This is a genomic window from Arthrobacter sp. PvP023, assembly GCF_017832975.1.
In the GTDB taxonomy this organism is placed as follows: domain Bacteria; phylum Actinomycetota; class Actinomycetes; order Actinomycetales; family Micrococcaceae; genus Arthrobacter.
Genome location: NZ_JAFIBI010000001.1, coordinates 477,617 through 491,706 on the forward strand (window position 1 = coordinate 477,617; position 14,090 = coordinate 491,706).

The window sequence follows — 14,090 nt, forward strand, 5'->3', positions numbered from 1 at the left end:
GCGTTGGCGGGTGCTACTGCCAGGCGATCCCGGCTGCCAGGGGAATCAGCTGCTCTGACAGCAGCACCGTCCCCAGCGCCACCATGATGATCCCGCTGGCAAGGGTCACCCGCCGGGCGGCCCCGGGCCGCGAGTGCAGCAGTTTCCGGGACAGCAGCGCCACGCAGGTGTACACGACAGCCACCAGCAGGACGAACGTCAGGCCCAGCAGCGCGGACTGCACCGGAACGGGCAGGGACGCCTCCGGGCTGACGAACTGGGGAACCAGCGCCACGAAGAACAGCAGCCCCTTGGGATTGATCCCGCTGGTGCCCACGCCCTGGAGGAAGGTGCGGAACTGGTTGGACTCCGCCGGCGCGGCGGCGCTGACCGCCGGGCCTCCCGCCATCGAACTTTCCGGGGACGCGACTCCGGCGCCGAAGGTGGCGCCGCGCCATGACCGGATGGTGCCGAAGCCCAGCCACAGCAGATATGCGGCTCCGGCCACGGTCAGCCAGCCGAGGACGCCCGGAAGGCCGGCGAGCAAGGCGGCCAGTCCGGCCACCATCAGCACCGTGTGCAGGACATAGCCGCCGCAGAGCCCGGCCACTGCGGGGACGAAACTGCGCTCTTTCAGGCCGGCCGCGATGGAGTAGGCCCAGTCCACGCCGGGCGTGCAGGCCAAGGCGCCGGCCACCACCAGGAATGCAAGGAACAACTGGGAATTCACGGGCGGCCTCCTACGACGTGCTGATAAGAGAAACTCTAGGCAAATCGTCGGCAGAAGTGTTCCCTGATTTACTCAGGAAATGCGCCATAGCGGTAAGATAATTGCGTGATTGACCACATTGACAGAAATATCTTGCGCCACCTCAAAGAGGACGGCCGGATGACGGCCACCGCACTGGCCTCAAAGGTGGGATTGACGGTGGCGCCGTGCCACCGGCGGCTGCGCGACCTGGAGTCGACGGGGGTGATCCGGGGCTACCGTGCGGACATCGACCCGGCCGCCGTCGGGCTCGGGTTTGAGGCGATCGTTTTCGTGACGCTGCGGCAGGTGGACAGGCCCACCATGGAGATCTTCGAGAACCGGGTGGCGGACAATCCCAACATCGTGGAAGCGCAGCGGCTGTTCGGCTCGCCGGACTACCTCCTGAAGGTGATCGCGGAGGATCTGCCCGCCTACCAGCGCTTCTACGACGCCGAGCTCACCTCGTTGCCCGGCGTGGAGCGGCTGACGTCAACGCTGGTGATGAAGAGCCTGAAGTCGAACGCCGGCCCGCCGGTTTAGGCGTGAGCCCTCCAGTCAGGCTGCCGGGCTGACATGGACGATGATCACTTGGGTGTCCTTGGAGCCGTCGTACCGGAGGTCGTAGTTGACCTCCAGCCCGGTGGACGTGCCCGGGGTGATGGAGAAGTCGCTTTTCTTTGCGCGGTCCGCTTCCGCGGAGGCAATCCACCGTTCGGCTGAGGCGCTGTCGATTCCATAGCGCTGGACGCCGTCGCGGATCAGGCTGAAATACTGATCCGCTGAATCGGCCGTGAGGAAATAGGTGACTTCGCTGAAGTCGGGGCGCTTGTTCGTGGTGTTGAAGCGGATCCGGTCCGTTTCGCCAGTGATCTCGCCGCTGGGTGCGGCGATCGTCAGCGCGATCTTTCCTGAGTCGCGGGTGTTGATTTCCGGGCCGTAGCTCTCCTCGGAAACCCGGACGTCCGCCTTCTTCAGGGAGCCCGAACTCATGTCCAGCCGCGCGGTCTTGGTGGCCCTTATCTGTTCCACACCGGCGGCGTCGAGGGTGGAATACTCGGAGGTGCTCATGGTGCTGCTCCCTTGGGGCGTCGGTTCGGTAGCGTTCGGGTTGCTGATCTGGCAGCCGGTGAGGGCGAGGCAGCAGGCAAGGGCAACAAGAGCGGCGGCCTGCCGGCTAAGGCGCCTATATAACGTCGACTTCGCGGGCGTCACTGGTGCACCTCCGCGTCGAAGCCGGAGGCGAAGCGGTCCATGATGCCCGGAATATTGTTGGTGGGGCGGTACTGGTCCACGCGGTCGTTGAAGTCGGAGCCGATGATCTGCTGGGCACGCGCGGGGTCGGTGGCCAGGAGGTTCTGGTAGGCCGGCAGGGTGTCCTGCTCGATGAGGGCCCAGCGCTGGTCGGCGTTGGCGATATTACCGTCCGGAAAGCCCGTGGTGAAGTCCGTGCGGAACTGGGCGGGATTGTCCCAATTGGTGAAGGGCACGTTCTCCGGGCCGGGGCTTTCCACGCTGAACTTGTAGGGGAACACCTCGGGGTAGCTTTTCGCGCCCGGGATGGACGGTTCGCCGGCCAGAGTGACCATGTACGTCACTGCCTCCCCGCCAGCGTGGCTGCGCATGGCGTCGTAGTCGTCGGCGATGATTTCGTTTTGCTCGCGGTACAGGAGTGCGGTGTTGCCTTCCTGCACCTGGGCGGGTTCGCCGGAGTCGATCTGTGACCAGGCGCGTGCTGTCGGGTGATCGATCACACCGGAGTCTCGGAGCCGCTTGATTTCGTCCAGTCCGCCAGTCATATAAGCCTGGTGCTGCCGGGCCTGGTCAAGGAAGATCTCCTTGTTCATGTCCAGCATGCTGGTTTCGTAGAACTTGATCTCCTGGTCGGTCATGCCTGCAAGCTGCTCGATCTGATCCAGCATGGGAAGCGGAATGTCCGAGGCCGGGTTGTCCACGATCTGCTGGGCGAGGTCCCGCATCATGGCCATGTCCTTGAATCCGCCGGCAAATGACGGGCCGATCATGTTGGCCATGCCCGCCCACTGGAGGTCTGGGTTGGACAGATACGCCTGGCCGTAGAAATCGTAGACCTTCTTGATGGTCTCCCAGTTGTACTCCGTGCCCTTGGAAGTATCCCAGTCGGCGGGGTCGATGCCCATGTCCCGCATGGCCTGCTGGTTCCAATAGTCCGTGAGGAAGGCCGAATACTCCGGCGAGTTCTTGCTAATCAGCCCGGAGTCGGCAGCCGCGTCGAGGGCGGCCTTCGCTGCGTCGGGGTTAGCAAGCGCCCAGTTCCTAAACTCGTCACTGTCCAGGTAGTCATAGCGTTCCTCCGGCGTCATGCCGTTGAGCCGGTCCGTCAGTTCCTGGGCGGCGCCGTCCGTCGGAGAATTGCCACCGGTGCCGGGGCCGCCCGAGCCGCCCGCGCCGCCGCCTGCTGAACCGGTGCTGGCCCGGTCCTGCTGCTCGGCGTTCTGCAGCAGCGCTTTGGATGCGCTGTGGATGCCCGCCGCCGCAGCCCTGAGTGTCTTCGCGTGTGAGCCGTTCCAGTCGCTGCGGAAACGCTCGCCGTCGTTGCCTTTCCAGGGGCTGGAGGCGATGGAGCCGCCCAACTGTTGCCCCAGCTGCTCCAGCCGGCTTGCACCTTTCGCCAGATCCTTCGCGAGCTGGCGTAGCTGTGCGACGTCCGCACCGTAGAAGTTCCCCGCCACTTTTCCCCCTGGTTGAAGTCCACGGCAAGCCTAGCGGCTCTGGCGGGACGCGGCGATGGGGAGGACTCCCCGTGGCGGTTCCGGCTTTCAGGCGTCCAACAGTCCGGTGGTTCGGTACGGGATGACCTCGCGCAGGAACATGCTGGTGGAGGTGCGAACGATGCCGGGGCAGAGGCGGATTTCCTCGGACACCCGGTAGAGGTCATCCGGGCTTTTGGCGACCACCCGGATGAGGAGATCGGTGTCGCCGGCCGGCGCGTGGCATTCCAGGACTTCGGGGATCTTGCGCAGCGCGGCGATGGCCTCGTTCAGATGGCTCTGGTCAAGTTCGGCGCTCACCGCTGCGGCGACGCCCCGGCCGAGCGCGGAAGGCAGCACACGGCTGCTGTTGGGGCGGAGGGCGCCCGACGCCGTCATCCGTTCCAGGCGCGACTGTACAGTTCCGCGCGCCAGGCCCAGCTTCTGTGCCAGCACCATGATGGGCACGCGGGGGTCGTCGTCCAGTGCGGCAAGGATCCGCCGGTCCGTTGGATCGAGTTCCTGCAATCTGACCACTTCCTGCCTGCTCGCGCCTTGGTGGTTGATCAGATTGATCAAAGAAGCACCAGCTCGTTGCGCCTACTGTAGGGCTTCTGTTGAAATGATGGCAACAAGGGACGCAGGCTACCGCCGGATCCCGCAGGCTACAGGAGCCCCGGCACACCACCCGGTCCCTGGACAAGGCTTCCCGCAAGGACGCCGCCGCTGATTGACGCTTGTTCACGCATAGTCTTTCCGCAATTTATTTCCGTCAGCAGTGCAACGGGTCCGGAGCCACGCTCCCGGGCCCGGCACGGCAAGAGCCCCTGAGCCACCGATTCCGGATCACCCGGGGTGTTCGGTAGTTGAGGGGCTCTTGTGTTGTCCGGATTAGGCTGGTGCCATGACATCAGCCGGCCGTTTCGCTCCGAGCCCTTCCGGCGAACTGCACGTGGGAAACCTCCGGACGGCGATCCTGGCCTGGCTCTTCGCCCGCTCCACCGGCCGGCGTTTCCTGATGCGCGTGGAGGACCTGGACCGGGCCCGTGCGGGTGCCGAGGCGGAGCAGCTCCGCGATCTGGCGGCCATCGGTGTGACCTGGGACGACGGCGTCGTGCGCCAAACGGAACGCGAGCCGCTGTATGCGGAAGCGATCGGCGGTCTCGCCGCCGCGGGCCTGACCTACGAATGCTTCTGCACCCGGCGCGAAATCCAGGAAGCGCCGTCCGCGCCGCATGCCCCGCAAGGTGCGTACCCGGGGACGTGCCGGAACCTGGACCCGGCGGAACGTGAGTTCAAGAGAACCATTCGGCCCGCTGCCGTCCGGCTTCGCTCGACCGTGACCGACTGGACGGTGCAAGACAGGCTGCATGGCACATACACGGGGGTGGTGGACGACTTCGTACTGCGCCGGAATGACGGGGTGACTGCCTACAACCTGGCGGTGGTGGTGGATGACGCGGCGCAGGGGATCGACCAGGTGGTGCGCGGGGACGACCTGCTGCCCTCCACCCCCCGCCAGGCCTACCTGGCTTCCCTCTTGAATATTCCAGTTCCGGAATATGCCCACGTGCCGCTGGTGGTGAATTCCGACGGCGCGCGGCTGGCCAAGCGAGACGGCGCCGTGACCCTGGCCGATCTTGCCGCGGCCGGGTTGGATGCCGGGCGCGTCCGCGACATCATCCTGGAGTCGCTGGGGCTCCCGGCCGGACCACTGCAGGGGGCCCTTGCCCACTTTGATCCTTCGGCGCTGCCGTTGGAGCCGTGGGTGTGGCCCGGCATACCGGACGCAGGCGCGTAGGCTGGAACCATGCCAGAAACAGGAACCACGGACGCAAACGTCCCCCAGCCACGATTCACTGTTGAGACGGCCAAGGTCCTCGCCGAAGTTGCCCATAACCGCCAGAAGGACAAGCTCAAGCGGCCGTACCGCGAACATGTTCTCGCCGTCGGCGATGCGCTGGCGGACTTCGACGACGACATCCGGATTGCCGGCTACCTGCACGACATCGCGGAGGACACCCCCATCACCCGGCAGGCTTTGCTGGACATGGGCGTTTCCGAACGCGCCGTCGGCATCATTGAGCGTGTCACCAAGCGGTTGCACGACAACCCGGACGACTACCAGGCCGGCATCCGTTTCATCGCCGAGGACCATGACGCCACCCTGGTCAAAATTGCCGACAACGCCCACAACTCACTGCCCGAGCGAGTCAAGGCGCTGGCGGAAAAGTGGCCGGACAAGCCGCCCGTCACCCGCTATGACGACGCCCGGCCGGTGCTCTACGACGCTGTGCCCGTTGAAGAAATCCGGTTGATCCTGGCCCGCGTCAACCCCTGGTTGCTGGAAGAACTGGATGACCGCCTGGACGAGGCGGACGACACCGACTACGAGAACCTCTCCTACGAGTCCTAGCGGACGCCCTCCCAGAGGGCCCGTTCCCATGGCCGGGGGTCGTCAACGACTCCCGAACCGGTATTGAAAAGCATGGTGGCACGGCGTTCGAGATCGTAGCCGGGCCACCCCGGATCGCCTGCAGAGGCGAAGGAAATCCACGCGGCGTGCATGGCATCAGCCAGTTCCTGCGGCGGGTCTGTTCCAAGCAGCGGTCCGAAGAGCCTGGAATCCGTGTCCAGGGTGTCGAAAACGAACGGCACTTCCACGGCGTGGACTGCGCCGAGGCCGGGAGCGGCCCACGCAAATTCGTACATGTACGTGCGCGCCGACGTCGTAGACGCTGCCTTCGCGTGGGCATCCGCCAGGCGGAGCGCCGGAATCCGCACCCACCAGTCGGTTTCCACGGCGGCAAGCAGCTCGCCGGGAGTACTTCCCGGATAGTGGGACCGGTATTCGCGCAATGCCGTCTCGGCGGGGAGCCCGTACACGCTGATTGGCGGGAAGCCGTCCACACTCCTGGACTCGGCCAGGTCCCGCTCCGTGACCTTGGCGATTACCCCGGTAATGGCAAGGAACAGCTTCCAGTCCTCGGTATTGCTGCCGACCATAAGGTCCACTGTGGAGCCGGCGCCGGCAGCGATCCGTTCGATGGGGCTGCGCGGAACGATATCGCCTTCGACTGTCGGTTGCCAGAGCATCGAACTGGCAACCACCTCGGGTCCCCAGCGCGCCGGGTCCGGACGGGCCGCCAGGTCCGCCTTTAGCTCCGTCTGCGCCGCGAGGAACCGCTGAACGGGGACCGCGGCCATTGCCTCCCGGGTCTGCGGAACGCCGAGCTTCTCGGAAAGGAATCCGCCGATCCTTTGGGCCGTCTGGGTGGGAAGGGCATGGTGGGCGGCGCCACTTTGCAGGATGGCCCGACGGAACAGCCCCTCGGCGCGGGGCATCGAGAGGAGAACGCCGATGCTCATGGCACCTGCCGACTGGCCAAACACGGTGACGTTGGCGGGATCGCCGCCGAAGGCTGCAATGTTGTCACGGACCCACTCCAGGGCCGCCACCTGGTCGAGGAGGCCGATGTTCGCCTGCCCGTCCCCAAGGTCCAGGAACCCGTCGGCGCCGACGCGCCAGTTGATCACCACACAAACGACACCGTCCCTGGCGAAGTTCGTGCCGTTGTACGCCGCTGTAGAGCCGATTTCGAACGCGCCGCCCTGGATCCAGACCATAACCGGCAGGCCGCGGCTGCCGTGGTCCGGTGTCCAGACGTTGAGGTTCAGGCAGTCCTCGCCGGCCAGGGCCGTGTCCCACTCCGTACCCGCACTTTCCGGAGGGGCAAGCTGGAAAGGGGCCGTGCCGTACTGAATGGCGTCCCGCACTCCGCTCCAGGGCTGGACCGGCTGCGGCGGCCGAAGCCGGTTCGCGCCAGCTGTCGACGCCGCGAACGGAATGCCCAGGAAACGGTGCACGCCGTCGGCGATGCTGCCGCGCAGCCGGCCGTGCGTGGTCTTGACTATTGTGTCCATGCCTAGCACCTCCCGGCTCGAGGGTTTCCGGCCATAGGGACACCTTGGCAGCCCGCGGTGGTGCTGTTGAAGGGCCGAAGGTCACCCCTTGGCGGTCTAGCCCGTCGAGACCTTCCGCTCCATCTGTTCCAGAGCCGCGGTCATCTTGTGGGTGCCGCGCTTCTCGTCAATGACAATTGAAACGCCCAGCGCCAGCACGATCACCAGCAAGCAGATGGGCACGGAGACCCCGGCAGCGGCGAGCCCCACGCTGCCCGCCAGTGCCGCGAGGACGCCCGCCGCGACGGCAATGACCGTGCGGTCCACGCAGATCATCACGCTGTACAGCCATGTGAGGGAGAGTTTGAACAGCGCTACGGGGACCGCAATGCTGGTCACGGCCACGGCGGCGCTGATGTGCGCCTCATGGTCGATGTAGTAGGCGGCCACGTGCAGTCCGGCGCCGGTTGCGGCGATGGCAGCAAAGATGGGGATGTGGCCGTAGCCGAAGAAGAACGAGCGGTGCCGTTGAAGATGGAGGGCGCGGCCGGCGGGCAGGATGAAGTAGATCCACCACATGGCGAAGGCCAACGCCGTGCCGCCGAAACCCACCAGGGCGGCGTCGACGCTCCAGCCATGGTTTGCCACGATGGCGCGGAGCGTTTCGATGGCACCGATCAGGCATTCACCGAGGGCGATGATGGCCAGCAGGCCGTAGCGTTCTGCGATGTGGTGCGCATGCCACGGGGTCCGCATGGAGCGTTCCGCCACGTACGGCGTCGCCATTTCCAGGACGTAGAGGGGGACGGTCAGCAGGATGGTGGTCAGCAAGTCCGCCTGAATGATCAGCACTGCGATCCACCCGAGCTGCACCACGCCAAGGTAGGTGGCGTAGCGCAGGCAGGTCTGGCGGCGGGCCGGGTCCTGCCGCGCGGCACGCAGCCACTGGAACACCAGGGCCAGGCGCATGATCACGTAGCCGCCCACTATGACGGCGTTGTCCACATGGTCGCCCTCCGCCAGCGAGTGGAACAGCGGCTCGATCCCCATGGCCAGAATGAGGACACCAAGCAGCTGGATCATGGTGACCACCCGGAAAACCCAGTCATCCGTGTCGTACGCGCTGGCTAACCAGGTGAAGTTGATCCATGCCCAGATGACGGCAAACATCGTGAACGAGAACCCCAGCAGCCCGGCACCGAAGTGGGCCCCGGCGATCTCGTGGGCGAACTGGCTTCCGGCCACTCCGAACGCAATCACGAAGGTGAGGTCGAAAAACAGCTCCAGCGGAGTGGCTGCCCGGTGCTGCTCATGCGGGTCGCGGCCGCCCATGCGGGCCATGGCATGCCTGAGGGGGTTGGAAGACATGGGTCAAAGATTACCGCCGGGAGCGGACTTTCGCGCTCGAAGCACAAGCCAGATGTAGGCGAGGTCGAAGACGCTGCAGAGGGCGCCGAGGCCCAGGATGAGCGGTGAGTTCCCGAACCAGCCGAACACGACCGTAGGTGCCAGGGTGCCAATCCACTTCCCAACGGCGATCAGCATCGATTGACCCCGCGGGCCGCCGCGGGCCACGAACATCGCGATGAAAAGCCCGGACATCAGCAGGTTCTGCAGGAAGGCCGCATAGCGGGAGGCCTGGTCCCAGCCGAACTCCACCACGAACAGCAGCTGAACGGCAAAGGCGGTGACTCCCAGGAGCAGCGCCCAGCCGAGGAAGAGCTTCCGCGTCACCCAGGCGGGAAGCTCGGCCCGGCCGAACCTCACGAACGTGTACAGGATGGCGACGTCCGCCAGCGCCCACACAATGTTGATGACGCCCTGGACGGAAAGCACTGTCGCCACGGAACGCGAGGCGAAAATGGCCTCCCACGCGAAGTTCAGCGCCAGGGCTGCTGCCGGGATGGCGTAGGTCCTGTCCCGGAATCCGATCCGGATTGCCTCAACGTACACCGCCGTCCAGGCGACGCCGCTGACAACAGTGAGGAACAGGATCATCATAGAACGCGCGTGGGAACTTACACCCGGCCCAGTGAGTCGATGTCCTCAAGGAAGTCCTGGTGGACCTCCTTGCTCACCGTGGTGCGGGTGTCCGCAATAGCGTCGAGGTAGTCCTGCGTCGCGGGGCCCTTCCGGACCGCGTCGCGGACGGATACGTCGCCACCGGAAGCCAGCCCGCCGTCGTCGTACACTGCCTTTTCCAGCGCCCGCTGGGAGGCGCTCCGGGCCGCGTACTCAATGTCCGCGGGGGAGAAACCCTCGGTGCGGTCCACCAGCAGCTCAACGTCCACGTCGTCCACCACGGTGGCCGGGATGAAACGCTGCCACATGGCCTCACGGGCCTGCCGGTCGGGCAGGCCGATGGGGATCACGTAGTCGAACCGGCCGTGGCGCAGGAAAGCGGTGTCCAGGGCGCGGATGAAGTTGGTGGCGCACACCAGCAGGCGGCCCGGCTGTTCGCGGAAGGCCGGGATGATCTTCAGGAGCTCATTGGTGACGCCCTGCAACGGAGACGGCGGTTCGCCGGACCGCTGTGATGCGATCTCTTCCACCTCGTCGATGAACACCACGGCATGTTCCAGCTCGGCGATTTCCAGGAAGGTTTCACGGAGGGCGCCGGCGAGGCCCTTCGGATCGGCCGCGAGCCGGGAAGGGAATACTTCCACGAACGGCCATTCGAGCCGGGACGCGATCGCCTTCGCAAACGTGGTCTTGCCGGTGCCGGGAGGGCCGAAGAGGACGACGGCGCGCGGCGGCACCACGCCGAATTCGTCCGCCAGGTCCGCCTCGGCCAGGGGGAGCACCAGCCTGCGTTCCAGCAGTTCCTTCTCGTTGCGCATGCCGGCCACGTTCTCCCAGAGGTCGCGGGCCAGGATGCGGCCGCCGAGAAGGCCCAGGGGCTCGAGCTCCTGGCGCTGCACGGGGATGGTGCGTTCGAAGTAGCGCAGGTTCTTCTTAAGGACGAAGCCGCGGCTCAGGAAGGCCTCCACCCGGGTTTCCGACTCCGGCATCAGCGCGGACAGTTTGTTCAGCCCGTGCGGGGCCATCCGGTTCTCGACGGCGGCCAGCAGCGAGGTGCCGATCCCGCGGCCGCGGTACTCGGGGAGCGTGGCCAGGAAGACGATCCAGCCCTGGTCGTGCGCGGCGCGTCCGACGGCGGCGCCCACCACCATGTCGCCCTGCACCGCCACCACGGCGTGGTCCTTCTCGCAGGAGGCCAAGACCTCGGAGAGCGCGTAGACGGGCTCCACGTTGCTGGCCTTGAGGGATTCCCAGAGGTGCAGGATGCCGTCAAGGTCGGCCGAATGGAAATCCCTGATCCGCCAGGTGGTCATGAGCGTTTCTCCTGTGGTGGTTCGTCGTTGAGCCAGCGTGAACTTCTCCGCTGAGCATATGCGAACCTGCACCCGCCCGGGGTTGCGGCGGCGTTGCATTACGCCAGCACAACCCCGGGCCGCTAGGAAGGGTCATGGGGACGGAAGCTGACCCCGCCGTCGGCAGACTCCAGGAGCCCGGCTGACGTGGCAGCCCACACGCGGACGGCTCCGCCACTGCCGGCCGCCGCGTCAATGGCGTACACCTCGCCTTGGAGGGTGCCCCGCGGAACCCAAGTGCCACCACCGTCCCGGGACTGGTGGACGGCGCCGCCCGGCTCCACCCCCACAACGTCGTTGTTTCCGACTAAAGCTACAAACCGGAGGATCGGGGCCGCCCGGTTCAGCGCCCACGTGCGCCCGCCGTCAGCGGACCGCTGCAGCCCCTCCGCGGTGGTGGCGAGGACTACGTCGCCGCCCGGGCTGCCCGCCAGGGCGGCAGGAACGAAGGAGGCGGGGACCTTTTGCCATGACTTTCCATCGGCGCTGATGCGCAGGGCGCCGTCGAACGCAACGATCCCGGATCTGGTGGTGGTCAGGGCATGGAAGTCTGATTCCCCCTGCCTGGACAGCGGCTCCCAGGTGGCGCCATTGTCGGTGGAACGCAACAGACCCAGCGGGTCCGGGAGCGGAGAGCCCTTCTCCGGGTGCCCGGAAGCGTACAACGTGCCCTGGTCCGGGCCGGCAGTGATGCCCATGAGATCGTGGGCGGGTCCGATCCTGACCGCAGGGTTTGCCGAGAGGTCGAACAAGCCGTCGTGCGTGGCAAGGAGCGGCTTGCCGGTCTCGTCATTGACGGCCAGGCCGTGGACGTGGCTGTTGGGCAGGCCTCGCTGAGGTGCCTGCTGACTTGTTTTCCCGGTAGTCGGCTGCTGGCCGACGGAGCAGCCGGCAAGCACCAGAAGGAGGCCCGATGCGAGGGCGATGAGGCGGCCGCGCCGGGAAGCGTGGAATAGATACAAGACGGGCTCCAGAGGCTGGGGGCGGGTAAAGGCAGGGGGCGCCGGGCCGGGTGTGGTCCCGGTCCGGCGCCGGGGGCCGGCGGGCTAAAGCGTTGCCAGCAGCTCCTGCATCTGCTTGATTTCGGCCTCCTGGGCGGCAACGATTTCCTGGGCGAGCTTCACGGCGTCGCTGTTCTGCCCGTCGGCTATTTCGGCCTTTGCCATCTGCACGGCGCCCTCGTGGTGCGCAATCATCTGGGTAAGGAACAGCTTGTCAGCTTCCTTGCCCTGGGCGGCGTCGAGCGCCTTAAGGTCGTCGTCGCTCATCATGCCGGCCATGCTGTGGCCTGCCTCGCCGTGCCCGGCCATGGCAGTGGGTTCATTCCAGCCCTTGAGCCAGCCGATCATCTGTTCGATTTCCGGGCCCTGCGCGGCCTTTATTTTGGTGGCCAGCTCTGTGACGGCCGGTCTGACGCCCTGCTTGCCGAGCATCATGTCACTCATTTCCACGGCCTGTGCGTGGTGCGGAATCATGGACTGGGTGAATAGCGTGTCCGCGGAGTTGTGGCCCATGGAGTCAGGGCTGCCCGCCGGCGCGGAACTGGAGCTCATGGCCCCGTGGTCCGCGGGCATCGTTGAGGAGCCGGTGGTGGAGTTCGAGCCGCAGCCGGCGAGTGTGATGACGGCGGCCAGGGCAGCGGCTGAGAGGGTAATTGGCTTCTTCATGTGAATGGTGTCCTTCGGGAATCCGGCATGGGGCGCCGGGAGGGGCGGCTGCCTGGCTTCGTGCGCGGGGGTTCAACGCGGGGAGCAGGCATCCAGGGGCAGGTGGAAGCACCGGAAGCGTCACGGTGCAGCTCCCGTTTTACGTCCGGCTAATGGAGAGTTCGCCGGGCGTTGGGCTGCCGGGCACGTGTGTGTAGGCGTCCGGCACCCGGCCGGTGTCCGCGGCCGGTTCCGGCCCGGCCAAGGATGTGGCGCCGGGGGGCGGCGCGGACACGGCTGCGGTTGCCGGTGCAGGAATGCAGCTTGCGTGCGGGGCAGACATCTCACCGGTTTCGCCGGAGGAGACGCACGACGGCGGCGGTTCAGGCGCGCTGCTGCCCATGGGCCGGGCGGACGCCGGATCCAAGGTTGCGGAGTGCGCCGTGCCGTCCGCCATGGCATTGGGCGCGGTGTGGGTTGCTGTACCCGGCGCCGCGGCGTGGAATGCGTGGGTGGTGCCGGCGGGAACGGCGGACAGGGCGCCCGGGCCGTGCCGGCCGTGCGGGGACGCTAAGACGTGCATGCCGATGAAACCGGCCAGGATTGCGAGGACGCCCAGAAACAGAGCGATCCGAAGCGGACGGCTCAGAGGGAGGGAGCGGGAGCCGGCAATGTGAGGCACAACGTTCTCCCTTCCCTTGGTACCGTGCGCAGTGGCTGTAGAGTCCGTACCCTTCAACGAAGGGTGCAGCTCTTAGATTCCCAGCGTACCCATCGTGTTCCGCAGCGTGGCCGCCGAATGCTGCAGGGCGGCAAGTTCGCCGTCGTCCATCGGTGTATGAAGGACACGGTGGACACCGCCGCGCCCAACGATGCTGGGAAGGGACAACGCCACGCCGGAGATTCCGTAAGGGCCGTCCAGCACGGTGGACACGGGCAGGACGGCGTTCTCGTCCCGGAGCAGGGCTTCCACGATCCGAGCACCGGACAGGCCGATGGCGTAGTTGGTGGCACCCTTGCCGGCGATGACCTTGTAGGCCGCCTGCGTCACCTCGCGGGCCGTTTCGGCAAGGTATTCAGGGGTGAAGATGCGTTCGCCGTCCACTTCCCAGTCCCGGATGGGGACGGGGCCGATGGTAGCGCCGGACCAGACCGGGAACTCCGTGTCGCCATGCTCGCCCACCATGCTGGCATGCACGCTGGCCACTGAGACTCGGGCGCGGCGGGCCAGCAGCCAGCGCAGCCGGGACGTATCCAGCACGGTGCCGGAGGAGAAGACGCGCTCCGGGGGCAGGCCGGAGATCTTTTGCGCCGCTACGGTGAGCACGTCGCAGGGGTTGGTTACCAGGACATAGACCGCGTCCGGGGCATGCTGGAGCAGTTGCGGCATGAGCTGTTCGAGGATGCCGACGTTCGTCCCGGCCAGGTCCAGGCGCGTCTGGCCCGGAGCCTGTTTCGCGCCGGCCGTGATCACCACGACGTCGGCGCCTTCCGTCACCGCGATATCGCCGCCGCCGGTGACGGTGGCCGCCGCCGCGGCGAACTGGGTGCCGTGGGCGAGGTCCAGGACCTCCGCTTCGGCTTTGAGGGCGTTGACGTCGAACAAGGCGATGTGGCTGGCCGAACCGCGGATCAGGGCTGCGTAGGCCAGCGAGGTGCCCACGCTCCCGGCGCCCACCACGGCAAGTTTGGATCCTGACATGAGCTACCT

The 14,090-nt window shown here is 66.5% G+C and carries 15 protein-coding genes; 3 read left to right on the forward strand and 12 right to left on the reverse strand.

Features of this window, described 5'->3' with window-relative positions:
* Positions 1-13 precede the first annotated feature (13 nt).
* Positions 14-709, reverse strand: a complete 696-nt coding sequence (locus tag JOE31_RS02270) for a LysE family translocator (RefSeq protein ID WP_209741945.1) — start codon at positions 707-709, stop codon at positions 14-16.
* A 105-nt stretch (positions 710-814) separates the two neighbouring features.
* On the opposite strand from JOE31_RS02270, the gene JOE31_RS02275 reads away from it, so the two are divergent.
* Positions 815-1,270, forward strand: coding sequence for an Lrp/AsnC family transcriptional regulator (locus tag JOE31_RS02275; protein ID WP_209741946.1), 456 nt, complete (start codon positions 815-817; stop codon positions 1,268-1,270).
* 15 nt (positions 1,271-1,285) lie between these two features.
* On the opposite strand, the gene JOE31_RS02280 is transcribed toward JOE31_RS02275, so the two are convergent.
* The 3 genes from JOE31_RS02280 to JOE31_RS02290 form a co-directional block, all read right to left on the reverse strand.
* Positions 1,286-1,798, reverse strand: a complete 513-nt coding sequence (locus tag JOE31_RS02280) for a hypothetical protein (RefSeq protein ID WP_307864355.1) — start codon at positions 1,796-1,798, stop codon at positions 1,286-1,288.
* A gap of 140 nt (positions 1,799-1,938) precedes the next feature.
* A complete protein-coding gene (locus JOE31_RS02285; protein ID WP_209741948.1) occupies positions 1,939-3,438 on the reverse strand; it encodes a WXG100 family type VII secretion target in 1,500 nt (499 codons plus the stop codon).
* A gap of 87 nt (positions 3,439-3,525) precedes the next feature.
* Positions 3,526-3,993, reverse strand: a complete 468-nt coding sequence (locus tag JOE31_RS02290) for an Lrp/AsnC family transcriptional regulator (RefSeq protein WP_307864356.1) — start codon at positions 3,991-3,993, stop codon at positions 3,526-3,528.
* 367 nt (positions 3,994-4,360) lie between these two features.
* Here JOE31_RS02290 and gluQRS point away from each other — a divergent pair, with 367 nt between their 5' ends.
* Both gluQRS and JOE31_RS02300 read left to right on the forward strand, forming a co-directional pair.
* Positions 4,361-5,257: a tRNA glutamyl-Q(34) synthetase GluQRS gene (gene gluQRS, locus JOE31_RS02295; RefSeq protein ID WP_209741949.1), complete on the forward strand. Its 897-nt coding sequence runs from the start codon at positions 4,361-4,363 to the stop codon at positions 5,255-5,257.
* A 9-nt stretch (positions 5,258-5,266) separates the two neighbouring features.
* Complete coding sequence (locus JOE31_RS02300; protein WP_209741950.1) at positions 5,267-5,872, forward strand: phosphohydrolase; 606 nt, start codon at positions 5,267-5,269, stop codon at positions 5,870-5,872.
* On the opposite strand, the gene JOE31_RS02305 is transcribed toward JOE31_RS02300, so the two are convergent.
* The 8 genes from JOE31_RS02305 to JOE31_RS02340 all read right to left on the reverse strand — a co-directional run bounded on the left by JOE31_RS02305 (position 5,869) and on the right by JOE31_RS02340 (position 14,081).
* Complete coding sequence (locus JOE31_RS02305) at positions 5,869-7,380, reverse strand: carboxylesterase/lipase family protein (protein WP_209741951.1); 1,512 nt, start codon at positions 7,378-7,380, stop codon at positions 5,869-5,871. The two genes, JOE31_RS02300 and JOE31_RS02305, sit on opposite strands and share 4 nt — an antisense overlap.
* A gap of 96 nt (positions 7,381-7,476) precedes the next feature.
* Positions 7,477-8,727 carry a low temperature requirement protein A gene (locus tag JOE31_RS02310; RefSeq protein ID WP_209741952.1) on the reverse strand — a complete coding sequence of 417 codons (1,251 nt, stop codon included), beginning with the start codon at positions 8,725-8,727 and terminating at the stop codon, positions 7,477-7,479.
* Positions 8,728-8,730: 3 nt separating this feature from the next.
* The gene (locus JOE31_RS02315) at positions 8,731-9,360 is read right to left on the reverse strand and encodes a hypothetical protein (protein ID WP_245198925.1); all 630 of its coding nucleotides are present in this window, start codon (positions 9,358-9,360) and stop codon (positions 8,731-8,733) included.
* Positions 9,361-9,377: 17 nt separating this feature from the next.
* Positions 9,378-10,694, reverse strand: a complete 1,317-nt coding sequence (locus JOE31_RS02320; RefSeq protein WP_209741953.1) for an ATP-binding protein — start codon at positions 10,692-10,694, stop codon at positions 9,378-9,380.
* Positions 10,695-10,816: 122 nt separating this feature from the next.
* Positions 10,817-11,695: a F510_1955 family glycosylhydrolase gene (locus tag JOE31_RS02325; protein ID WP_209741954.1), complete on the reverse strand. Its 879-nt coding sequence runs from the start codon at positions 11,693-11,695 to the stop codon at positions 10,817-10,819.
* Positions 11,696-11,779: 84 nt separating this feature from the next.
* Complete coding sequence (locus JOE31_RS02330) at positions 11,780-12,400, reverse strand: DUF305 domain-containing protein (RefSeq protein WP_209741955.1); 621 nt, start codon at positions 12,398-12,400, stop codon at positions 11,780-11,782.
* A 139-nt stretch (positions 12,401-12,539) separates the two neighbouring features.
* Entirely contained in the window at positions 12,540-13,061 is a 522-nt protein-coding gene (locus tag JOE31_RS02335) for a hypothetical protein (protein WP_209741956.1), read from the reverse strand.
* Positions 13,062-13,133: 72 nt separating this feature from the next.
* Positions 13,134-14,081 (reverse strand): L-lactate dehydrogenase, encoded by a 948-nt coding sequence (locus tag JOE31_RS02340; RefSeq protein ID WP_209741957.1) that lies wholly within the window; start codon positions 14,079-14,081, stop codon positions 13,134-13,136.
* Positions 14,082-14,090: the final 9 nt, after the last annotated feature.

Excerpts from the sequence above, each read along its gene's own strand:
- JOE31_RS02280 (WP_307864355.1), bottom strand. The coding sequence starts at position 1,798 with ATGAGCACCTCCGAGTATTCCACCCTCGACGCCGCCGGTGTGGAACAG.
- gluQRS (WP_209741949.1), top strand. The coding sequence starts at position 4,361 with ATGACATCAGCCGGCCGTTTCGCTCCGAGCCCTTCCGGCGAACTGCAC.
- JOE31_RS02300 (WP_209741950.1), top strand. The coding sequence starts at position 5,267 with ATGCCAGAAACAGGAACCACGGACGCAAACGTCCCCCAGCCACGATTC.
- JOE31_RS02305 (WP_209741951.1), bottom strand. The coding sequence starts at position 7,380 with ATGGACACAATAGTCAAGACCACGCACGGCCGGCTGCGCGGCAGCATC.
- JOE31_RS02310 (WP_209741952.1), bottom strand. The coding sequence starts at position 8,727 with ATGTCTTCCAACCCCCTCAGGCATGCCATGGCCCGCATGGGCGGCCGC.
- JOE31_RS02315 (WP_245198925.1), bottom strand. The coding sequence starts at position 9,360 with ATGATGATCCTGTTCCTCACTGTTGTCAGCGGCGTCGCCTGGACGGCG.
- JOE31_RS02320 (WP_209741953.1), bottom strand. The coding sequence starts at position 10,694 with ATGACCACCTGGCGGATCAGGGATTTCCATTCGGCCGACCTTGACGGC.
- JOE31_RS02330 (WP_209741955.1), bottom strand. The coding sequence starts at position 12,400 with ATGAAGAAGCCAATTACCCTCTCAGCCGCTGCCCTGGCCGCCGTCATC.
- JOE31_RS02340 (WP_209741957.1), bottom strand. The coding sequence starts at position 14,081 with ATGTCAGGATCCAAACTTGCCGTGGTGGGCGCCGGGAGCGTGGGCACC.